23 protein-coding genes are annotated in these 20,931 nt (G+C 70.1%); all 23 read right to left on the reverse strand.

Annotated features, from left to right (window positions below):
* Positions 1 to 19: 19 nt before the first annotated feature.
* Entirely contained in the window at positions 20 to 205 is a 186-nt protein-coding gene (locus Q5761_RS11845; RefSeq protein ID WP_135224529.1) for a type Z 30S ribosomal protein S14, read from the reverse strand.
* A gap of 12 nt (positions 206 to 217) precedes the next feature.
* Entirely contained in the window at positions 218 to 769 is a 552-nt protein-coding gene (gene rplE / locus Q5761_RS11850; RefSeq protein ID WP_135224530.1) for a 50S ribosomal protein L5, read from the reverse strand.
* 113 nt (positions 770 to 882) lie between these two features.
* Positions 883 to 1,209, reverse strand: coding sequence for a 50S ribosomal protein L24 (rplX, locus tag Q5761_RS11855; RefSeq protein ID WP_135224531.1), 327 nt, complete (start codon positions 1,207 to 1,209; stop codon positions 883 to 885).
* 66 nt (positions 1,210 to 1,275) lie between these two features.
* Positions 1,276 to 1,644: a 50S ribosomal protein L14 gene (rplN, locus tag Q5761_RS11860; protein WP_135224532.1), complete on the reverse strand. Its 369-nt coding sequence runs from the start codon at positions 1,642 to 1,644 to the stop codon at positions 1,276 to 1,278.
* Positions 1,645 to 1,680: 36 nt separating this feature from the next.
* Complete coding sequence (gene rpsQ, locus Q5761_RS11865) at positions 1,681 to 1,998, reverse strand: 30S ribosomal protein S17 (RefSeq protein WP_135224533.1); 318 nt, start codon at positions 1,996 to 1,998, stop codon at positions 1,681 to 1,683.
* A gap of 8 nt (positions 1,999 to 2,006) precedes the next feature.
* Complete coding sequence (rpmC, locus tag Q5761_RS11870; protein ID WP_318750694.1) at positions 2,007 to 2,228, reverse strand: 50S ribosomal protein L29; 222 nt, start codon at positions 2,226 to 2,228, stop codon at positions 2,007 to 2,009.
* Positions 2,218 to 2,649 carry a 50S ribosomal protein L16 gene (rplP, locus tag Q5761_RS11875; protein WP_135224535.1) on the reverse strand — a complete coding sequence of 144 codons (432 nt, stop codon included), beginning with the start codon at positions 2,647 to 2,649 and terminating at the stop codon, positions 2,218 to 2,220. Before rplP ends, rpmC begins: the two co-directional genes overlap by 11 nt.
* Before the next feature lie 3 nt (positions 2,650 to 2,652).
* Positions 2,653 to 3,327, reverse strand: coding sequence for a 30S ribosomal protein S3 (rpsC, locus tag Q5761_RS11880; RefSeq protein WP_135224536.1), 675 nt, complete (start codon positions 3,325 to 3,327; stop codon positions 2,653 to 2,655).
* Position 3,328: 1 nt separating this feature from the next.
* Positions 3,329 to 3,670, reverse strand: coding sequence for a 50S ribosomal protein L22 (rplV, locus tag Q5761_RS11885; protein ID WP_135224537.1), 342 nt, complete (start codon positions 3,668 to 3,670; stop codon positions 3,329 to 3,331).
* A gap of 26 nt (positions 3,671 to 3,696) precedes the next feature.
* Positions 3,697 to 3,981 carry a 30S ribosomal protein S19 gene (rpsS, locus tag Q5761_RS11890; RefSeq protein ID WP_318750695.1) on the reverse strand — a complete coding sequence of 95 codons (285 nt, stop codon included), beginning with the start codon at positions 3,979 to 3,981 and terminating at the stop codon, positions 3,697 to 3,699.
* A 115-nt stretch (positions 3,982 to 4,096) separates the two neighbouring features.
* Positions 4,097 to 4,921, reverse strand: a complete 825-nt coding sequence (rplB, locus tag Q5761_RS11895; protein ID WP_318750696.1) for a 50S ribosomal protein L2 — start codon at positions 4,919 to 4,921, stop codon at positions 4,097 to 4,099.
* 60 nt (positions 4,922 to 4,981) lie between these two features.
* On the reverse strand, positions 4,982 to 5,275 hold the full coding sequence (gene rplW, locus Q5761_RS11900; RefSeq protein WP_207669939.1) for a 50S ribosomal protein L23: 294 nt from the start codon (positions 5,273 to 5,275) through the stop codon (positions 4,982 to 4,984).
* Positions 5,275 to 5,913 (reverse strand): 50S ribosomal protein L4, encoded by a 639-nt coding sequence (gene rplD, locus Q5761_RS11905; RefSeq protein ID WP_135224541.1) that lies wholly within the window; start codon positions 5,911 to 5,913, stop codon positions 5,275 to 5,277. Before rplD ends, rplW begins: the two co-directional genes overlap by 1 nt.
* 32 nt (positions 5,914 to 5,945) lie before the next feature.
* Complete coding sequence (gene rplC, locus Q5761_RS11910) at positions 5,946 to 6,596, reverse strand: 50S ribosomal protein L3 (protein ID WP_135224542.1); 651 nt, start codon at positions 6,594 to 6,596, stop codon at positions 5,946 to 5,948.
* Positions 6,597 to 6,654: 58 nt separating this feature from the next.
* Positions 6,655 to 6,963 carry a 30S ribosomal protein S10 gene (gene rpsJ / locus Q5761_RS11915; protein ID WP_135224543.1) on the reverse strand — a complete coding sequence of 103 codons (309 nt, stop codon included), beginning with the start codon at positions 6,961 to 6,963 and terminating at the stop codon, positions 6,655 to 6,657.
* A gap of 36 nt (positions 6,964 to 6,999) precedes the next feature.
* Entirely contained in the window at positions 7,000 to 8,187 is a 1,188-nt protein-coding gene (gene tuf, locus Q5761_RS11920) for an elongation factor Tu (protein WP_135224557.1), read from the reverse strand.
* A 57-nt stretch (positions 8,188 to 8,244) separates the two neighbouring features.
* A complete protein-coding gene (fusA, locus tag Q5761_RS11925; RefSeq protein WP_318750697.1) occupies positions 8,245 to 10,341 on the reverse strand; it encodes an elongation factor G in 2,097 nt (698 codons plus the stop codon).
* A 61-nt stretch (positions 10,342 to 10,402) separates the two neighbouring features.
* Positions 10,403 to 10,873: a 30S ribosomal protein S7 gene (gene rpsG / locus Q5761_RS11930; RefSeq protein ID WP_135224546.1), complete on the reverse strand. Its 471-nt coding sequence runs from the start codon at positions 10,871 to 10,873 to the stop codon at positions 10,403 to 10,405.
* Between the two features lie 226 nt (positions 10,874 to 11,099).
* On the reverse strand, positions 11,100 to 11,474 hold the full coding sequence (rpsL, locus tag Q5761_RS11935) for a 30S ribosomal protein S12 (RefSeq protein WP_135224547.1): 375 nt from the start codon (positions 11,472 to 11,474) through the stop codon (positions 11,100 to 11,102).
* A gap of 47 nt (positions 11,475 to 11,521) precedes the next feature.
* Complete coding sequence (locus Q5761_RS11940; protein ID WP_135224548.1) at positions 11,522 to 11,773, reverse strand: ribosomal L7Ae/L30e/S12e/Gadd45 family protein; 252 nt, start codon at positions 11,771 to 11,773, stop codon at positions 11,522 to 11,524.
* Positions 11,774 to 11,921: 148 nt separating this feature from the next.
* Positions 11,922 to 15,785, reverse strand: coding sequence for a DNA-directed RNA polymerase subunit beta' (rpoC, locus tag Q5761_RS11945; protein ID WP_318750698.1), 3,864 nt, complete (start codon positions 15,783 to 15,785; stop codon positions 11,922 to 11,924).
* A 3-nt stretch (positions 15,786 to 15,788) separates the two neighbouring features.
* A complete protein-coding gene (gene rpoB / locus Q5761_RS11950; protein WP_318750699.1) occupies positions 15,789 to 19,499 on the reverse strand; it encodes a DNA-directed RNA polymerase subunit beta in 3,711 nt (1,236 codons plus the stop codon).
* Between the two features lie 978 nt (positions 19,500 to 20,477).
* Entirely contained in the window at positions 20,478 to 20,864 is a 387-nt protein-coding gene (rplL, locus tag Q5761_RS11955; RefSeq protein WP_135224551.1) for a 50S ribosomal protein L7/L12, read from the reverse strand.
* Positions 20,865 to 20,931 lie beyond the last annotated feature (67 nt).

The following is a 20,931-nucleotide window of genomic DNA, read 5'->3' on the forward strand; positions in this document are numbered from 1 at the left end:
TTCCCGCCACGCCGGGAGCTCACCAGCTGGCCTTCTTGACGCCCGGGATCTCGCCGCGATGGGCCAGCTGCCGGAAGCAGTGCCGGCACAGGCCGAAGCGGCGCATGTACGCCCGGGGCCGGCCGCAGATCTTGCAGCGGTTGCGCTTGCGCACCGCGTACTTCGGCTCCCGGTTGGCCTTGACGATCAGCGCCTTGCGCGCCATGGACCCACCTCCTCACTGGCGGAACGGCATGCCCAGCAGGCGCAGCAACTCGCGGGCCTCCTCGTCGGTCTCGGCCGTGGTGACGATGGTCACGTCCATCCCGCGCACCTTCTCGATGTCGTCGTAGTCGATCTCCGGGAAGATCAGCTGCTCCCGCAGTCCCAGGGTGTAGTTGCCCCGTCCGTCGAAGCTGTCGGGGTCGAGCCCGCGGAAGTCGCGCACCCGCGGCAGCGCCAGGAAGATCAGCTTCGTCAAGAAGTCCCACATGCGCTGCTTGCGCAGGGTCACCTTGCAGCCGATGGCCATGCCCTTGCGCACCTTGAAGGCCGAGATCGACTTCTTCGCCCGGGTGACCATCGGCCGCTGGCCGGTGATCAGCGCCAGCTCCTTGACGGCGCTGTCCAGCAGCTTCGGGTTCTGGATGGCGTCCCCCACGCCCATGTTGATGACGATTTTCTCGATCCGGGGGACCTGCATGATGCTGGTGTACCCGAAGCGCTCCATCAGCGCCGGGACCACTTCCTTCTCGTACTTCTCCTTCAGATTGGTGACCACGGTGGCCATGGACTTGCCCTCCCCCGCCGGCGCCGCGCCGGTGGCTCCCGGCCGTTCGCGCCGGCCTCACGATGCCTGCCGCCCTCCACCGCGGACGAACCCGGCCGGGCCCCGGCAAGGCCTCAGCGATCGATGACCTCGCCGCACTTCTTGCACGCCCGGACCCGGCGCCCGTCGTCCAGCTGCTTCTTGGCCACGCGGGTGGGCCGGCCGCACCGCGGGCAGACCAGCATCACGTTGGACCGGTGGATCGGCGCCTCCTTCTCGATGATGCCGCTCTGCACCACGCCCGGCCGCGGCCGCTGGTGGCGCTTGACGATGTTGACGCCCTCCACCACCACCCGCTCCTCGGCGGGCAGCGCCCGCAGCACCTTGCCCTTCTTACCGGCGTCCTTGCCGGAGATGACCAGGACGGTGTCACCCTTGCGAATGCTCATCTTGCGCGCCATGGGGGATCCCCTTCCCGCGCCCTCCCGCGTGCGCCCGCAGGGCGTCGACCGCCGGCGTCCGCCGGCTCACAGCACCTCGGGCGCCAGGGAGATGATGCGCATGAACTGTCGATCCCGCAGCTCGCGGGCCACCGGACCGAAGATGCGCGTGCCCCGCGGCTCGTGGGCATCCCGCAGGATCACGGCCGCGTTGTCGTCGAACCGGATGTGCGAACCGTCTTCACGCCGCAATCCGTGGCGCGTGCGGACCACCACCGCCCGCACCACGTCGCCCTTCTTGACCACGCCCCCGGGCGTTGCGGACTTGACCGACGCCACCACCACGTCGCCGATGTTCCCGTACCGCTTCGCCGAACCGCCCAGGACGCGGATGACCATGATCTCCTTGGCGCCGGTGTTGTCCGCGACGACCAGGCGCGACTGGGGCTGGATCATCCGCCAACACCTCCTTCCGGCGCCGTCGTGCGGGCCTCATGCGGGAGGCTGCTGGTCCTCCACCGGCTCCTCCGCGGCCTCCTCGATGAGGGCCAGCTTCGGCCGCTCCAGGATCTCCACCACCCGCCACCGCTTGTGCCGGCTCAGCGGACGGGTCTCCATGATCCGCACCTTGTCGCCCACGCGGCACTCGTTGTTCTCGTCGTGGGCCATGAACTTCTTCGTCCGGCGGATGCGCTTGCCGTAGAGGGGGTGGGGCACCAGCCGCTCCACCGCCACCACCACGGTCTTGTCCATCTTGTCGCTCACGACGACGCCGACCCGCGTCTTGCGCTTCCCCCGTTCCTGGGCCATGGACCGGACTACCTCCCTTCGCTACCGGTGCCCCGCAGGGCGGCCAGCTCCCGCTCGCGCTGGATGGTCTGCACCCGAGCGATGTCCCGCCGCACCTGGCGCAGGCGCATGGGGTTGTCCAGCTGCCCGGTGGCGGCCTGGAAGCGCAGGTTGAAGAGCTCCTCCTTGAGCTCGCGCAGCTTCTTCGCCAGCTCCTCGTCGGACAGCTCGCGGAGCTCCCTAGCCTTCATGGGCCTCACCACCCACCGCGCGGGTGACGAACTTCGTCTTGATGGGCAGCTTGTGGGAGGCCAGCCGCATCGCCTCGCGGGCCGTCTCCTCGGGCACCCCGGCGATCTCGAAGAGCACGCGCCCGGGCTTGACCACCGCCACCCAGTACTCGGGGCTGCCCTTGCCGCCGCCCATGCGGGTCTCGGCGGGCTTCTTGGTCACCGGCTTGTCCGGGAAGATCTTGATCCACACCTTGCCGCCGCGCCGGAGGTGACGGGTCATGGCCACGCGCGCCGCCTCGATCTGGCGGTCGGAGACCCAGCCCCGTTCCAGGGCCTGCAGGCCGTACTCGCCGAAGGTCACCGTGTTGCCGCGCTGGGCCACGCCCCGCATCCGGCCGCGATGCTGCTTGCGCCACTTGACACGCTTGGGCATCAACATGGCTCATCGGCCTCCCTGGGCGCCCTGCTCGGCCGTGGCCCGCTGGGCCCCCGGCAGGACCTCCCCGCGGTTGATCCACACCTTGACGCCGATCTGGCCGTAGGTGGTGAACGCCTCGGCCTGGCCGTAGTCGATGTCGGCGCGCAGGGTATGCAGCGGCACGGACCCCTCCGCCGTCCACTCGCTGCGGGAGATCTCGGCGCCGCCCAGGCGCCCGGAGACGCGGATCTTGCAGCCCTTGGCGCCGGCCCGCATCGCCCGCTGCAGGGCTTGCTTCATCGCCCGCCGCCAGGAGATGCGTCGCTCGATCTGGGCGGCGATGTTCTCCGCCACCAGCTGGGCGTCCAGCTCGGGCTCCTTGACCTCGACCACGTTGATCGCCACCTGGCGGCCGGTCATGCGCTCCAGGTCCTGGCGCAGCGCCTCGACGCCGGTACCGCCCTTGCCGATCACCATCCCCGGCTTGCCCGCGTGGATGGTGAGGCGGATGCGGTTGGCCGCCCGCTCGATCTCCACCCGGGAGATGCCGGCGTCGTACAGGCGCTTCTTGATGTGCTGGCGGATCTTGTGATCCTCCAGGAGCAGGTCGACGAACTCCTGGCGCCGCGCATACCAGCGCGAGTCCCAATCCCGGATGATGCCGAGCCGAAACCCCTTCGGGTGCGTCTTCTGCCCCACCTTACCCCTCCTTCCTCTCCGCCACGATCACCGTCACGTGGCTGGTGGGCTTGCGGATGGGGAAGGCCCGTCCCCGGGCCCGCGGGCGCCAGCGCTTGAGGCGCGGCCCCTCGTCCACGTACGCCTTGGTGATGTACAGCCGATCCTCGTCCATGTCGTGGTTGTTCGTGGCGTTGGCGACCGCCGAGCGCACCACCTTCTCCACGATGCGCGCAGCCTTCTTCGGTGTGTACCGCAACAACGTCAACGCCTCGCCCACGGGCTTGCCGCGGACGAGGTCGATCACCTGGCGCGCCTTGCGCGGCGACACCCGGACGAACCGTGCCACCGCCCGGGCCTCCATGGCGTTCCCCCCTTCGCGGCTCGCCCTCACCGCACCTGGGCCTGCCGCTCCGTCTTGTCGGCGTGGCCGCGGAAGGTGCGGGTGGGCGCGAACTCACCCAGCTTGTGGCCGATCATGTCCTCCGTGATGTAGACCGGGACGTGCTTGCGGCCGTCGTGGACCGCGATGGTGTGCCCCACCATCTCGGGCACGATGGTGCTGTCCCGCGACCAGGTGCGGATGACCCGGCGCTGGTTCTTCTCGTTGAGAGCTCGGATCTTCTTCAAGAGCTTCGGGTCCACGTATGGCCCCTTCTTCAGGGAACGCCCCACGCAGACTGCACCTCCTTGTCCGCGGGCCGGACCGCGCCGCCCCGCCACCCTCGGCCGCCCCAGGGGCGGCGCCGCGGTGCCGCGGCCGCGCCTCCGCCTCCAGCGCACCGGCCGGCTACTTCCGCCGCCGGACGATCAGGCGGTCCGAGGGCTTCTTGCGACGGGTCTTCTTGCCCATGGCCGGCTTGCCCCACGGGGTCACGGGATGGCGCCCGATGGGGGCCTTGCCCTCGCCGCCGCCGTGGGGATGGTCCACGGGGTTCATCGCCGAGCCGCGGACCGCAGGCCGGCGCCCCAGCCAACGGCTGCGGCCGGCCTTGCCGATGGTCACGTTCTCGTGGTCCAGGTTGCCGACCTGACCGATGGTCGCCTTGCACTCCAGGCGGACCAGGCGCACCTCGCCCGACGGCAGCCGCAGGTGGGCGTAGTCGCCCTCCTTGGCCACCACCTGGACCTCCGCCCCCGCCGCCCGGGCGATCTGGCCCCCCTTGCCCGGCTTGAGCTCCACGTTGTGCACCGTGGTCCCCACCGGGATGTGGCGCAGGGGCAGGGCGTTGCCCGGCCGGATGTCCGCGTCGGGGCCGGACATCACCGTATCGCCCACCTTCAGCCCGACGGGCGCCAGGATGTAGCGCTTCTCCCCGTCGGCGTAGTGGAGCAGGGCGATGAAGGCGGTCCGGTTCGGATCGTACTCGATGGACGCCACCTTGGCCGGCACGCCGTCCTTGTCGCGCTTGAAGTCGATGATCCGGTACCGCCGCTTGTGCCCGCCGCCGCGGTGGCGCACGGTGATGCGCCCCTGGGCGTTGCGGCCGGCCTTCTTCTTCAGCGGCGCCAGCAGCGACTTCTCCGGTTCGTCCCGGGTGATCAGCTGCTTGTAGTCCAGCACCGTCATCTGGCGCCGGCCCGGGGACGTGGGCTTGTACTTGCGGATCGCCATGGCTCGATGCCCCCTTCGGGCGGCCGGCGTCGCCGGCGCCCGCTCCACCTGGTGCCTCCGTCACGACACGTCCTCGAAGAACTCCTTGATCCGGTGCCCCTCCGCCAGGGTGACGATGGCCTTCTTGGCGTCGGGCTGGTATCCGGCGTAGCGCCCCACCCGGCGCAGCTTGCCCCGCACCCGGACGGTGTTCACCTTGCGCACCTTGACCTTGAAGATCTCCTCCACCGCGCGCTTGATCATGGTCTTGTTGGCCTTCGGGTGCACCAGGAAGGTGTACTTGTTCTGCGCCAGCTGCTCCATGCTCTTCTCCGTGATCACCGGGCGCAGGATGATGTCGCGGGGATCGGTGATCATGCCCCCAGCACCTCCTCCACCCGGTCCACCGCCTCCCGGGCGAGCACCACGTGGCCGTGGCGCAACACCTTGTAGACGTTGAGCCGGTCGACCGTCTCGGTGTCAACCCCCGGCAGGTTGCGCGCGGACAGGTACAGCGTCTTGTCCGGCTCGGCCAGGACGAAGAGCGGTCGCTTGCCCTCGAGGTCCAGGCGCCGGATCAGGGCGGCCATCTCCCGCGTCCGCGGCCGCTCCAGACCCAGGTCCTTGAGCCCCTCGAGGACGATCAGCTCCCCGTCGGCCACCTTGGCCGACAGGGCGGAGCGCAGCGCCGCCCGCCGCGCCTTCTTGGGCATCGCCTGGCTGTAGTCCCGCGGCTGCGGGCCGAACACGACGCCGCCCTTGCGCCAGTGGGGCGCCCGGATGCTGCCCTGGCGAGCCCGGCCGGTCCCCTTCTGGCGCCACGGCTTGCGCCCGCCGCCGGACACCATGCCGCGCGTCTTGGTGGCCGCCGTGCCCCGGCGCTGGTTGGCCAGGTAGCGGACTACCGCCTGGTGCATCAGCGCCTCCCGGATCGGCGCCCCGAAGACGGTCTCGCTGAGCTCGATCTCCCCGACCCGCTCGCCCTGGGTGTTGTAGACCGCCACCCTCGGCATGGGGTTGTCCTCCTTTCGCCGCCCTCCCGAGCTCAGGCCAACCGCGCCTTGCGCGGCACGTTGGTCTTGCGGATGGCCACCAGGCCACCCCGGGGCCCGGGGACGGCGCCCTTCACCAGCAGCAGGTTGCGCTCCGGGTCGACCCGCACCACCTGCAGGCCCCGCACCGTCACCCGCTGGTGGCCGGCGCGGCCCGCCATCTTGCGGCCCTTGAAGACCCGCGCGGGGTCGGTGGAGGGCCCCAGCGAGCCGGGCCCCCGGTGGTACTTGGAGCCGTGACTCATCGGTCCCCGGCCGAAGCCGTGCCGGGCGATGGGCCCCAGGAACCCCTTGCCCTTGGAGGTGCCCGTCACGTCCACGTACTCGCCCGCCTTGAACAGGTCCACGGTGACCTGCTGGCCCACCTCCGGCAGCGGCTCGTCGTCGTCGACCCGGAACTCGCGCAGCACCCGCACCGGTTCGACCCCCGCCTTCCGGAAGTGGCCGGCCATCGGCTTGTTGACCTTGCGCGGCTTGATCTCGCCGAAGCCCAGCTGCACGGCGCGGTAGCCGTCCCGCTCCTTGGTGCGGGTCTGCACCACCACGCACGGCCCGGCTTGGATGACGGTGACGGGCACCGCCCGGCCCTCGTCGTCGAAGATCTGCGTCATGCCCAGCTTGCGACCCAACAGGCCGACGCCCATGGGTTGCACCTCCGTTCGCCGTGCTGTCCCCGACCCGCGGCGCGGCGCCCGCGACGGCTCAGAGCTTGATCTCGATGTCCACGCCGGCGGGCAGGTCGACCCGCCGCAGGGCGTCGATGGTCTTGGGCGTCGGGTCGATGATGTCGATCAGTCGCTTGTGGGTGCGCATCTCGAACTGCTCGCGGTGGTCCTTCTCCCCGTTGGGCGCGGTCAGCACGGTGAACACGCTGCGCTCCGTGGGCAGCGGCACGGGGCCGGAGATCTTCGCGCCCGTGCGCCGCGCCGTCTCCACGATCTTCTCGGCCGATTGGTCGAGCACGCTGTGGTCGAACGCCCGCAGCTTGATCCGGATCTTCTGCCGGGCCATGGTTCATCCCCCCTTGCGTCGCCGGACCAACCGGACTCACTCGAGGATCTTGGTGACGACGCCGGCGCCGACGGTGCGGCCGCCCTCCCGGATGGCGAACCGCAGCCCCTCCTCGATGGCAATGGGGGTGATCAGCTCCACCGTCATCTCCACGTTGTCCCCGGGCATGCACATCTCCACGCCCTCCGGCAGCTGGATCTCCCCCGTCACGTCCGTCGTCCGGAAGTAGAACTGCGGCCGGTAGCCGTTGAAGAACGGCGTGTGCCGCCCGCCCTCCTCCTTCTTCAGCACGTACACGTTCCCCACGAACTTCTTGTGCGGGTTGATCGACCCCGGCTTCGCCAACACCTGCCCCCGCTCCACCTCGTCCTTGTCCAAGCCCCGCAACAAGCACCCGATGTTGTCCCCCGCCACCGCCTCGTCCAAGACCTTCCGGAACATCTCCACGCCCGTCACAACCGTCTTCTTCGGCTTGTCCGCAAACCCCACCAGCTCGACCTCGTCGCCCACCTTCACGCGGCCGCGCTCCACACGACCCGTCGCCACCGTCCCGCGCCCCGTGATGGAGAACACGTCCTCCACCGGCATCAGGAACGGCTTATCCACATCCCGCTGCGGCGTCGGGATGTACTCGTCCACCGCCTTCATCAACTCCAAGATCGCCTGCTCCGCTTCCGGATCGCCCTCCAGCGCCTTCAGCGCCGACCCCTTGATCACGGGCACCTCATCGCCCGGGAAGTCATACTGGCTCAAAAGCTCCCGCACTTCCAGCTCCACCAGCTCCAAAAGCTCCGGATCATCCACCATGTCCACCTTGTTCAAAAACACCACGATGTACGGCACGCCCACCTGCCGCGCCAGCAGGATGTGCTCCCGCGTCTGCGGCATCGGCCCGTCCGCCGCGCTCACCACCAGGATCGCGCCGTCCATCTGCGCCGCGCCCGTGATCATGTTCTTGACGTAGTCGGCGTGCCCCGGGCAGTCCACGTGGGCGTAGTGCCGGTTCTCCGTCTCGTACTCCACGTGCGAGACCGAAATCGTGATCCCGCGCTCCTTCTCCTCCGGCGCCTTGTCGATCTGCTCGTAGGCCACAAACTGCGCCTTCCCCTGCTTCGCCAGCACCTTCGTGATCGCCGCCGTCAGCGTCGTCTTCCCATGGTCCACGTGCCCGATCGTCCCCACGTTCACGTGCGGCTTCGTCCGCTCGAACTTCGCCTTGGCCATCGTCGGACCGCCTCCCTCGTCGTCGGTTCGTCCGTCACCGCGCCGGCGTGCGTCGCCTCAGCGCGCGGCCCGTGCCCGGTCGCTCCGGGCCTCGATGATCTGATCGGCGATGTTCTTCGGCACCTGCTCGTAGTGGCTGAACTGCATCGTGTAGGTGCCGCGCCCCTGGGTCTTGGACCGCAGGTCCGTGGCGTAGCCGAACATCTCGGCCAGCGGCACCAGCGCCCGGATCACCTGCAGGCCGCCGGCCTCGGGCTCCATCCCCTCCACCCGGCCCCGCCGGGCGTTGATGTCGCCGATGACGTCGCCCATGTACGCCTCCGGGACGACGACCTCGACCTTCATGATGGGCTCCAGCAGCACCGGGCCCGCCTGCAGGGCGGCGTTGCGGAAGCCCATGGAACCGGCGATCTTGAAGGCCATCTCCGAGGAGTCCACCTCGTGGTAGGAGCCGTCCACCAGCGACACCCGCACATCGAGCACGGGGTAGCCGGCCAGGATGCCGTTCTGCATGGCCTCCCGGACGCCGGCCTCCACCGCCGGGATGTACTCCTTGGGCACCACGCCGCCGACGATCTTGTTGACGAACTCGAATCCGCCGCCCGGCTCCAGGGGCTCGATCTCCAGGACCACGTGGCCGTACTGGCCGCGGCCGCCCGTCTGTCGGATGTACTTGCCCTCGGCCCGGGCCGGCCGCGTGATGGTCTCCTTGTACGCCACCTGCGGCTTGCCCACGTTGGCCGCGACCTTGAACTCCCGCATGAGCCGGTCGACGATGATCTCCAGGTGCAGCTCGCCCATGCCGGAGATGATGGTCTGGCCCGTCTCCTCGTCGGTGTGGACCCGGAAGGTCGGGTCCTCCTCCGCCAGCTTGTTGAGGGACTCGCCCAGCTTGTCCTGGTCGGCCTGGGTCTTGGGCTCGATGGCCACCGAGATCACCGGCTCCGGGAACTCCATGGACTCCAGCACGATGGGCGCGTTCGGGTCGCACAGCGTCTCGCCGGTGATGGTGTCCTTGAGGCCGACCGCCGCCGCGATGTCGCCGCTCCAGACCTCGTCCACCTCTTCGCGGTAGTTGGCGTGCATCCGCACGATGCGGCCGATCCGCTCCTGCCGCCCCTTGTTGCTGTTGTAGACGTAGCTGCCGGCCTTGAGGTGGCCGGAGTAGACGCGGAAGAAGGCCAGCTTGCCGACGTACGGGTCCGTCATGATCTTGAAGACCAGGGCCGCGAAGGGCTCATCGTCGCTGACCTTGCGCTCGACCTCCTGGCCGGTCTTCGGGTCGATCCCCCGCACGGCGGCGATGTCCAGGGGCGACGGCAGGTAGTCCACCACCGCATCCAGCAGCGGCTGCACGCCCTTGTTGCGGTAGGCGGAGCCGCACAGCACCGGCACCAGCTGGAGGTTGATGGTGCCCTGGCGCAGGGCGGCGCGGATCTCCTGGGCGGAGATGGGCTCGCCCTCCAGGTACTTGACCATCAACCCCTCGTCGATCTCGGCCACGGCCTCCAGCAGCTTCTCCCGGTACTCCTCGACCTGTTCCCGCATGTCGGCGGGGATCTCCTCCGCCTCGTAGCGGGTGCCGAGATCGTCCCGGTAGAAGATGGCCTTCATCTCCACCAGGTCGACGATGCCGCGAAAGCTGTCCTCGACCCCGATGGGCAGCTGGATGGCCACGGGGTTGGCGCCCAGGCGCTCCCGCATCTGGTCCAGGACCCGGAAGAAGTTGGCGCCCACCACGTCCATCTTGTTGACGAAGGCGATGCGGGGCACCCGGTACTTGTTGGCCTGGCGCCACACCGTCTCGGACTGCGGCTCGACGCCGCCGCGGGCCGCGAAGATGGCGATCACACCATCCAGGACGCGCAGCGACCGCTCCACCTCCACGGTGAAGTCCACGTGCCCGGGCGTATCGATGATGTTGATCCGATGGTCCCGCCAGAAGCAGGTGGTGGCGGCGGAGGTGATGGTGATGCCGCGCTCCTGCTCCTGCACCATCCAGTCCATGGTGGCGGCGCCTTCGTGGACCTCGCCCATGCGGTGCACGCGACCGGTGTAGTACAGGATGCGCTCGGTGGTGGTCGTCTTGCCCGCGTCGATGTGGGCGGCGATCCCGATGTTGCGCGTCCGCTCGAGGGGATACTCCCGGGGCATGTCGTCCCTCCTTCCTCCGCCGCGCCCGGCCGTCCGGTCCGCCCCGGACGGCCGCCCCTGCTCACCAGCGGTAGTGGGCGAAGGCGCGGTTGGCTTCCGCCATGCGGTGCACCTCTTCCTTGCGCCGCACGGCACCGCCCGTGTTGTTGGCGGCGTCGATCAGCTCGTTGGCCAGGCGCTCCACCATGGTCCGCTCGTGGCGCTGGCGCGCGTACTCCACAATCCAGCGCAGCGCCAGGGACAGCCGGCGCTCGGGCCGCACCTCCAGCGGCACCTGGTACGTGGCGCCGCCCACCCGCCGCGGCCGCACCTCCAGCACCGGCATCGTGTTGCGCACCGCCTGCTCGAACACCTCCAGCGGGTCGCGGCCCGTCTTCTCCTTGACCCGCTCGAAGGCCTGGTAGACGATGCGCTGCGCCAGGCTCTTCTTGCCGTCCCACATCACCTTGTTGATCAGTCGGGCCACCCGCTCGCTGCCGTACACGGGATCCGGATCGATCGGACGCCGTGGCACCCTGCCTCGCCTGGGCATGCCCCTCCTCCTTTCGTGCCACCCCTCGTGCTCGTGCCACCCCTCGTGCCACCCGCGGCCCGCCGTGACATGCGGCGACGCCCGCTCCGGGCGTAAAAAATTCCTCGCCGGGTTCGGGGACGAACCCGCCCCGCGCTGGCAGGGCCGCCGGCGGCGAGGATGCGCCCGGAAGCGAGCGCCGGCCCGGGCCGCCCGCTTCCCGCGAGCCGTGGTTCAGCCGAGAGCGTCAGGACTTGGGCCGCTTGGCCCCGTACTTGGACCGCCCCTGGCGGCGCTTCTCCACCCCGGCCGCATCCAGCGCGCCGCGGATGATCTGATAGCGCACGCCCGGCAGGTCCTTGACGCGACCGCCGTGGACCAGCACCACCGAGTGCTCCTGGAGGTTGTGGCCCTCGCCAGGGATGTAGGCCGTCACCTCGATGCCGTTGGTCAGGCGCACTCGGGCGATCTTCCGCAAGGCGGAGTTGGGCTTCTTGGGCGTCGTCGTGCGCACCTGCAGGCACACGCCGCGCTTCTGCGGGTTCCCGCGCAGCGCCGGCGCGCCCGTCCGGCGGACCACCCGCTGTCGTCCCTTGCGCACCAGCTGGTTGATGGTCGGCACGCCCGTCACCTCCTTCCCATCGGCGATCCCGCGGCCGCAGGCCGCCCTCACTCCTCAAGGATGGCGGCGGAGGCGGCCCCGACCTTGATCTTGCACGCACTGCCCAGTTCGCGCATGGTGTCGACGTACTCCAGTTCGACGCCGCGGGCCTGGCACGCCTGCACCAAGTCGCGCACCACGTGGGGCTCGGCGTCCCGGGCCACGTACACCCGCACCGCCTCGCCCCGCAGGACCGCCTTCAGGGTCTGCTTGGTGCCGACGGTGCGGCGCCGGGCCGCCCGCAGGCGATCCAGGGACATCCGCGCTGGCCCTCCTTCGTGCGACCGGCCGCCCGCCGGGCGCGATTCATCAGGCCAAGACACACTCGATAAGTGTAGCACCCGCCCTGGGGCAGGTCAACGCGGCCCGGCCCCGGCCGGCATCGCCGCCGGGGCCGGGCCGCGCCGGTCACGGAGACCGCTCGGCGTCGTCCTCCGCCGCGCTGGCCGGTTCGTCCGCGACTCCATGCCCGGCCGCGCCGGAGGCCGCGCCATCGGCCGCCGGGGCCGCGCCGTCGCCGCCCGGCACGGCGCCGTCCTGGCCCTCGCCGTCCGGCGCGTCCGCGCCGCCGGTCCCGGCGCCGTCGGTGCCCGCCGCCGCGCCCGCGGCCTCGTCCAGCAGCGCGGCGCCGTCACCACCCGCCGCCAGGCTCTGGGGGACCACGGGACCGTTGACCGCCCCATCCACCGCCACGCCGTCGGCCGGGGCCGCCGCACCATCCTCACCCAGGGCGCGGGCGGCCAGCGTCTCGGCGCGGCGCACCTGGGCCATGACCTCCCGCTCCGACTTGCCCTCCACCAGGATCTGCATGCGGCGGTAGCGGCTCATGCCGGTGCCGGCGGGGATCAGCTTGCCGATGATCACGTTCTCCTTGAGCCCGAGGAGCGGGTCGGTCTTGCCCTTGATGGCCGCCTCCGTCAGGACCCGGGTGGTCTCCTGGAAGGAGGCCGCCGACAGGAACGACTCGGTGGCCAGGGCCGCCTTGGTGATGCCCAGCAACACCGGCCGCGCTACCGCGGGCCGCGCCCCCTCGGGCAGCTGGGCGTTGGCCTCCTCGAACTCGAACACGTCCACCAGGCCGCCGGGCAACAGGTCGGTGTCGCCCGCGTCCTCCACCTTCACCTTCCGCATCATCTGGCGGATGATGATCTCGATGTGCTTGTCGTTGATGTCCACGCCCTGCATGCGGTAGACCTTCTGGACCTCCTGCAGCAGGTACAGCTGGACGGCCTGGACGCCCTTGATCTTCAGGATGTCGTGGGGGTTGATGGGCCCCTCCGTCAGCACGTCGCCGGGTTCGACCCGGTCGCCGTCCCGCACCAGCAGGCGCGCGCCGAAGGGCACGGTGTAGGCCTGCCACGACCCGTCGTCGGCGATGACCCGCACCTCCCGGCGCTGCTTGGTCTCGACCACCTTGACCGTGCCGCCCACCTCGGTCATCACCGCCTGCCCCTTGGGCTTGCGGGCCTCGAACAGCTCCTCGACCCGGGGCAGACCCTGGGTGATGTCCTCGCCGGCGACGCCGCCGGTGTGGAAGGTGCGCATGGTCAGCTGCGTCCCCGGCTCGCCGATGGACTGGGCGGCGATGGTGCCCACGGCCTCACCGATGCTGACCATCTTGCCCGTCGCCAGGTCGCGGCCGTAGCACCGCGCGCACACCCCGTGCCGGGACCGGCAGGCCAGCACCGACCGGATCTCCACCGACTGGATGCCGGCGTCGACGATGGCCTGGGCGCGGTCCTCGTCGATCTCCTCGCCCGCCGGCACGATGACCTCGCCCGTCTCGGGGTGCACGATGTCCCGGACGGCGATGCGGCCGACGATACGATCCTGCAGGGACTCGATGACCTCCTCGCCGTCGCGGATCTCCGAGACGGTGATGCCCTCGGTGGTGCCGCAGTCCTCCTCGCGGACGATGACGTCCTGGGAGACGTCCACCAGCCGCCGGGTCAGGTAACCGGAGTCGGCCGTGCGCAGCGCCGTGTCGGCCAACCCCTTGCGCGCCCCGTGGGTGGAGGTGAAGTACTCCAGCACCGTCAGCCCCTCGCGGAAGTTGGACCGCACCGGCTGCTCGATGATCCGGCCCGACGGGTCGGTCATCAGGCCGCGCATGCCCCCCAGCTGGGCGATCTGGCTGAGGTTTCCGCGGGCGCCGGAGATCGCCATCATGTACACCGGGTTGAAGTGGTCCAGCACCCGGGTCAGCTCCTGGGTCACCTTGTCCTTCGTCTTGTTCCAGATGTCGATGATCTTCTGGTACCGCTCCTCCGCGCTGATGAGACCCCGGCGGTACTGGCTCTCCACCTGCTCCACCTGGGCCTCCGCCTCGGCGATGTACTCCGCCTTCTTCTCGGGGATCTTGACGTCGCCGATGGCGATGCTGGTGCCGGCCTGGGTGGCGAAGTGGAAGCCCAGCTCCTTGATGGCGTCCAGCATCTCCACCGTCTTGGCGTACCCCAGGCGCCGGAAGCTCTCGGCCACGATGTCGCCCAGCTTCTTCTTGTCGACCGGCTCGTTGATGAACCGCAGCTCCACCGGCAGCGCCTCGTTGAAGATCACCCGGCCGACGGTGGTCTCGATCAGCCTGCGGCCCTCCGCGGTCTGGACCCGCGCCTTGATCCGCGCGTGGACCTCCACCTGCTTGAGCTGGTAGGCCATCAGCACCTCGTCGGCGGAGCTGAAGATGCGGCCCTCGCCCTTGGCGCCCTCCCGCTCCAGGGTCAGGTAGAAGCAGCCCAGCACCATGTCCTGGGTGGGCGTCACCACGGGCTTGCCGTCCTTGGGGTTCAGGAGGTTGTGGACCGACATCATCAGGATGCGCGCCTCGGCCTGGGCCTCCGCCGACAGGGGCACGTGCACGGCCATCTGGTCGCCGTCGAAGTCGGCGTTGTACGCCGTGCACACCAGCGGGTGGATCTGGATGGCGCGGCCCTCCACCAGCACGGGCTCGAAGGCCTGGATGCCCAGGCGGTGCAGCGTGGGCGCCCGGTTGAGCAGCACCGGGTGCTCCTTGATGACCTCCTCCAGCACGTCCCAGACCTCGTCCCGCACCCGCTCCACCATGCGCTTGGCGCTCTTGATGTTGTGGGCGTAGCCCAGCTGCACCAGCCGCTTCATGACGAAGGGCTTGAACAGCTCCAGGGCCATCTCCTTGGGCAGCCCGCACTGGTGCATCTTCAGCCGCGGGCCGACGACGATCACCGAGCGGCCGGAGTAGTCGACCCGCTTGCCCAGGAGGTTCTGGCGGAACCGCCCCTGCTTGCCCTTGAGCATGTCCGAGAGCGACTTCAGCGGCCGGTTGCCGGGGCCGGTCACCGGCCGCCCGCGGCGGCCGTTGTCGATCAGGGCGTCGACGGCCTCCTGGAGCATGCGCTTCTCGTTGCGCACGATGATGTCCGGCGCACCCAGGTCCAGCAGCCGCTTGAGCCGGTTGTTCCGGTTGATCACGCGCCGGTAGAGGTCGTTGAGGTCGGACGTGGCGAAGCGGCCGCCGTCCAGCTGCACCATCGGTCGCAGGTCGGGCGGGATGACCGGGATGGCCTCCAGGATCATCCACGTCGGGTCGTTGCCCGACTTGCGGAACGCCTCCACCACCTCCAGCCGGCGCACGGCCCGCAGCCGCCGCTGACCGCTGGAGTTCTTGATCTCCGCGCGCAGCTCCTCGGCCAGTTCGTCCAGGTCGAGGCGCTCTAGCAGCTCCTTGATCGCCTCGGCGCCCATGCCCGCCCGGAAGGCGTTGCCGTACTTCTCCCGCGCCTCGCGATACTCGGTCTCCGTGAGCAGCTGCTTCTCCAGCAGCGCCGTCTCACCGGGATCGATGACCACGTAGGCGGCGAAGTACAGCACGCGCTCCAGCGCCCGGGGCGACATGTCCAGCAGCAGGCCGAGGCGCGACGGGATGCCCTTGAAGTACCAGATGTGGCAGACGGGCGCGGCCAGCTCGATGTGGCCCATGCGCTCGCGCCGCACCTTGGACTGGGTGACCTCGACGCCGCAGCGGTCGCAGATGATGCCCTTGTAGCGGACCCGCTTGTACTTGCCGCAGTGGCACTCCCAGTCCTTGGTCGGTCCGAAGATGCGCTCGCAGAAGAGGCCATCCCGCTCGGGCTTGAGGGTCCGGTAGTTGATGGTCTCGGGCTTCTTCACCTCGCCCTTGGACCACTCGCGGATCTTCTCGGGCGACGCCAGGCTGATGCGGATGGCGTCGAAGTGGTTGACGTCCTGGACAAAGCCCTCCCCGATGCGGTCCTGGAAGCTCTCGATGGTCTTCACGCCTCAGTCGCCCCCTCCGCTGGCCCGCACGTCGTCGCCGTCCTCGTCCGCCTCGTCGTCGGCGTCCGCATCCAGGTCGTCCGCCGGTTCGTCCAGGTCGAACCCGGCCTCCAGGTCGCTGTCGTCGTAGGCGGCGGGGTTGTCGCCCCAGTCGCCCTCCTCGTCGGTCTCGTCGGCCTCGTCGGCCTCCATGTCCGCGTCCTCGTCCTCGTAGCCATCGCCGTAGTCCGCCTGGCCGTGGTCCTCGTCGGACGAACCGGCCTCCGCCGCCCGCCGCCCGGCGCGCGCGCGGGCGCCGGCACGGGCCAGCTCGCCCAGGTCGAGGTCGAGCTCGGCGCCCTCCCGCGCCTCCTCGTCCTCGCGCAGCTCGACCTCGCGGTTGTCCTCGGTCAGGATCTTCACGTCGAGCCCGAGGCTCTGCATCTCCTTGATCAGCACCTTGAAGGACTCGGGCACGCCCGGCTCGGGCACGTTCTCGCCCTTGACGATGGCCTCGTAGGTCTTCACGCGGCCCACCACGTCGTCGGACTTGACGGTCAGCAGCTCCTGCAGGGTGTAGGCGGCGCCGTAGGCCTCCAGGGCCCACACCTCCATCTCGCCGAAGCGCTGGCCGCCGAACTGGGCCTTGCCGCCCAGGGGCTGCTGGGTGACCAGCGAGTACGGGCCGGTGGACCGGGCGTGGATCTTGTCGTCCACCAGGTGGGCCAGCTTCAGCATGTAGACGTAGCCCACCGTGACCTCGTTGTCGAAGGGCTCGCCCGTGCGGCCGTCATAGAGCACGGTCTTGCCGCTCTCGGGCAGGCCCGCCTTGCGCAAGAGCTCGCGGATGCTCTCCTCGTCGGTGCCGTCGAAGACCGGCGTCGCCACCCAGAGGCCCAGGGCCTTGGCCGCCCAGCCCAGGTGGCACTCCAGGATCTGGCCGATGTTCATCCGCGAGGGCACACCCAGCGGGTTGAGCACGATGTCCACCGGCGTGCCGTCGGGGAGGAAGGGCATGTCCTCCTCCGGCAGGATGCGGGCGATGACGCCCTTGTTGCCGTGGCGGCCGGCCATCTTGTCGCCCTCGGAGATCTTGCGCTTCTGGGCCACGTAGACCTGGACCAGCTGGTTGACGCCCGGCGCCAGCTCGTCGCCGTTCTCCCGGGAGAAGACCTTGACGTCGACGACGATGCCGCTCTCGCCGTGGGGCACGCGCAATGAGGTGTCCCGCACCTCCCGCGCCTTCTCGCCGAAGATGGCGCGCAGCAGCCGCTCCTCGGCGGTGAGCTCCGTCTCGCCCTTGGGCGTCACCTTGCCGACCAGGATGTCCCCGGCGCGCACCTCCGCCCCGATGCGGATGATGCCGCGTTCGTCCAGGTCCCGCAGCTGGTCCTCGCCCACGTTGGGGATGTCGCGGGTGATCTCCTCCGGCCCGAGCTTGGTGTCGCGGGCCTCGCACTCGTACTCCTCGATGTGGATCGAGGTGAAGACGTCATCCTTGACCAGCCGCTCGCTGATCAGGATGGCGTCCTCGTAGTTGTAGCCCTCCCAGGGCATGAAGGCGACCAGCACGTTGCGCCCCAGGGCCAGCTCGCCTTGGTCCGTGGAGGGGCCGTCGGCGATGACCTCGCCCTGCTCCACCCGCTGGCCCTTGCGCACCAGCGGCCGCTGGTTGAAGCACGTGCCCTGGTTGGACCGCTCGAACTTCATCAGGTGGTAGGTGTCGCGCTGGCCGTCATCGGTCTCGATGACGATCTCCCGCGCGGTGACGCGGCGCACGGTGCCCGCCCGCCGGGCGGTGATCACCACCCCCGAGTCGACGGCGGTGCGGTACTCGATCCCCGTGCCCACCAACGGCGCCTCCGTGCGGATCAGCGGCACCGCCTGGCGCTGCATGTTGGCCCCCATCAGCGCGCGGTTGGCGTCGTCGTGCTCGAGGAACGGGATCAGGGCCGTGGCGATGGAGAACACCTGCTTGGGCGAGACGTCCATGTAGTCGATCTCTTCGGGCGCGGCCAGGCGCACCTCGTCGCGGAAGCGCACGGCCACCCGCTTCTCCTTGAAGTACCCGTTCTCATCCAGCTCGGCGTTGGCCTGGGCGATGACGCACTCGTCCTCCTCATCGGCCGTGAGGTAGACCACGTCGTCGGTCACCCGGCCCTTTTCCACCCTCCGGTACGGCGTCTCGATGAAGCCGTACTCGTTGACCCGGGCATAGGTCGCCATGGCGCCAATCAAGCCGATGTTTGGACCTTCCGGCGTCTCGATCGGGCACATGCGGCCGTAGTGGGAGTGGTGCACGTCGCGGACGTCGAACCCGGCCCGCTCCCGGCTGAGCCCGCCCGGGCCCAGGGCCGAGAGGCGCCGCTTGTGGGTCAGCTCGGTGAGCGGGTTCGTCTGGTCCATGAACTGGCTGAGCTGGCTGGAGCCGAAGAACTCCTTGACCGCCGCCACCACGGGCCGGATGTTGATCAGGGCCTGGGGCGTGATGGCATCGGCGTCCTGGATGCTCATCCGCTCCTTGATCACCCGCTCCATGCGGGCCAGGCCGATGCGGAACTGGTTCTGCAGGAGCTCGCCCACCGAGCGCAGGCGACGATTGCCCAGGTGGTCGATGTCGTCGGTGGTCCCGACGCCGACCAGGAGGCCGAAGGCGTAGTTGACGATGGCGGCCACGTCCTCGCGGGTCAGGGTGCGCACACCGGTGTCGGGCTGGCCGTTGCCCAGCACCACCACCTCGCGGTCGTCCGGCGTCCGCACCCGCACCCGGCGCACGCCGGCCGCCTGGACCCGCTGGGCCAGCTGCCGGTCGAAGCGCTGGCCCGCCTCGACCAGGCGCTCGCCGGTCTCGGGGTGGACCACGTCCTCGGCGGCGTAGAGGCCGATGAGGCGCGCCCGCAGGCTGAGCTTCTTGTTGAGCTTGTACCGCCCGACGGCGGCCAGGTCGTACCGCTTGGGGTCGAAGAACAGGTTCTCCAGCAGCTGGCGGGCGCTCTCGTCCGTGGGCGGCTCCCCGGGGCGCAGCCGCTTGTAGATCTCCATCAGGGCCTCGGCCTGGGAGTCGGTGTTGTCCTTGTCCAGGGTGGCGCGCACGTGCTCGGTGTCACCCAGGAGCTCCAGCAGCTCGGCGTCGGTCTGGTAGCCCAGGGCGCGCAGCAGCACGGTGGCCGGCTGCTTGCGGGTGCGGTCCACGCGCACGTAGACGACGCCCGTGGCGTCGGACTCGAACTCCAGCCAGGCGCCGCGGTTGGGGATCACCGTGGCCGAGTAGAGCGGGTTGCCGTTGGCGTCGTAGTCCACGCTGTAGTACACGCCGGGCGACCGGACCAGCTGGCTGACCACGACGCGCTCCGCCCCGTTGATGACGAAGGTGCCGTGCTCCGTCATCAGCGGGAAGTCGCCCATGAAGACCTCCTGCTCCTTGACCTCGCCGGTCTCCTTGTTGATCAGGCGCACCCGCACGCGCAGGGGCGCCGCGTAGGTCACGTCGCGATCCTTGCACTCCTGGACCGAGTACTTGGGCTCCCCCAACGAGTAGTCCACGAACTCCAGCACCAGGTTCCCGGTGAAGTCCTGGATCGGCGAGATGTCCTGGAAGGTCTCCCTCAGCCCCTCGTTGAGGAACCACCGGTACGAGTTGAGCTGCACCTCGATCAGGTTGGGCAGGTCCAGGACCTCGTGGATGCGCCCGAAACTCAGCCGCTCCCGCTTCCCGCTCTTGACCACGTGCGGCATGCCTTGGTTCACACCCCTTCGCCACAGGATCCGCCACCACGCCTCAGAGCCTGCCTCCGCCTCGGAGCGCCCCCTTGGGCGGACCCGCGCCCCCGCCGGGGGCGGTCCGCCCGCCGGGCCGTCTCGACGGCGGCCCTACGGATCGGGCTGGCCATCCCAGAGGGAGGGAACCCGGAGAGAGGATCGCCGGAAGAATGGCGTCGCGTTGCAGGAACCATGCATGCCGGCGCCGAACCTCCTGAGCGAAGGCGCCTCTGCGAGGACGAGGACTCCGGGCGAGCGCCCGGGGCCCGTGGATGTTGGACGCATGGGCACCTGCCACTGGCGGCAACCAACAACAGTGGCAAGGTATAATGCTAGCGCAAGCCCACCCCCATGTCAACGCACCCCCCACCCCGGTCGACGCACCGTCCCGTCGCGACGCAGCGCCCGTCGCCGTGCCGGCGCACCCCGGCCCCTGGCGTGTCATGTCGCCTTGTCGCCGCACGCCGGGTCCTGGGGTGCCGTGGCGCCGTACCGAGGCGCGCCGCCCCTGCGGCGCCGTGGCCCCGGGTGGACCGCCCGTCCCGTGCGGTGCCGTGGCGCCTTGTCGGCGCACGCCGACCGCCGCGTGCCGGACGAATCGGATGAGGGCCCACCCGGGCCGTGGGTTGCAGCAAGGATGACCCTGGCCGGGGGGCCGCGGAGCCCCTTGGCGCGGGACCCGCCCGACGCCGTGGGGACGGACCCCCGGGAAGCCCGTGGCGCCGGTCGCGAGGGACGCCCCGCACACCCCGCCGTCCCACCTCCCTCCCACCTCCCCGGTGCGGACGTCCGGCCGGGGTCATCCGGCGCCCCGGTAACGGCGCGGTGGGCCGCCCCTCGGCCCCGGAAGGCGCAGGGCCCTCGTCACCGCGAGGGCCCTGCCGATCGCCGTTGCCGTCCTGCCAGCGCCGCGGGGGAAGAGGGACTCCCACGTCGGCCGCGGGCTGTCCCCATTCACTTGATCTCGACGGTGGCGCCGGCCTCCGCCAGCTTCGCCTTGATCTGCTCCGCCTCTTCCTTGGAGACCCCCTCCTTGAGCGGCTTGGGGGCGTTGTCCACCAGGTCCTTGGCCTCCTTCAGGCCGAGGCCGGTCAGCTCGCGCACCACCTTGATGACCTGGATCTTGTTGCCGCCGACCTCCTTGAGGATCACGTCGAACTCCGTCTTCTCCTCCTCCGCCGCAGCGGCGCCGCCGGCGGCCGCCGGCGCACCGGGCGCCGCCACGGCGACGGGGGCCGCCGCCGACACGCCGAATTCCTCCTCGAACTTCTTCACCAGCTCGGCCAGCTCGAGGACCGTCATGCCCTTGACGATGTCCAGCACCTCTTGGACCTTGGACATCCCCATCGCCTCCTGTGTCCTGGGATCGCGCGGGCGCCTCGTCCCGCCGGCGTCCGGCGCCCGCTCG

Origin of the sequence: Thermaerobacter composti, assembly GCF_033582035.1 — a bacterium.
GTDB classification, from domain to species: Bacteria; Bacillota; Sulfobacillia; order Thermaerobacterales; family Thermaerobacteraceae; genus Thermaerobacter; species Thermaerobacter composti.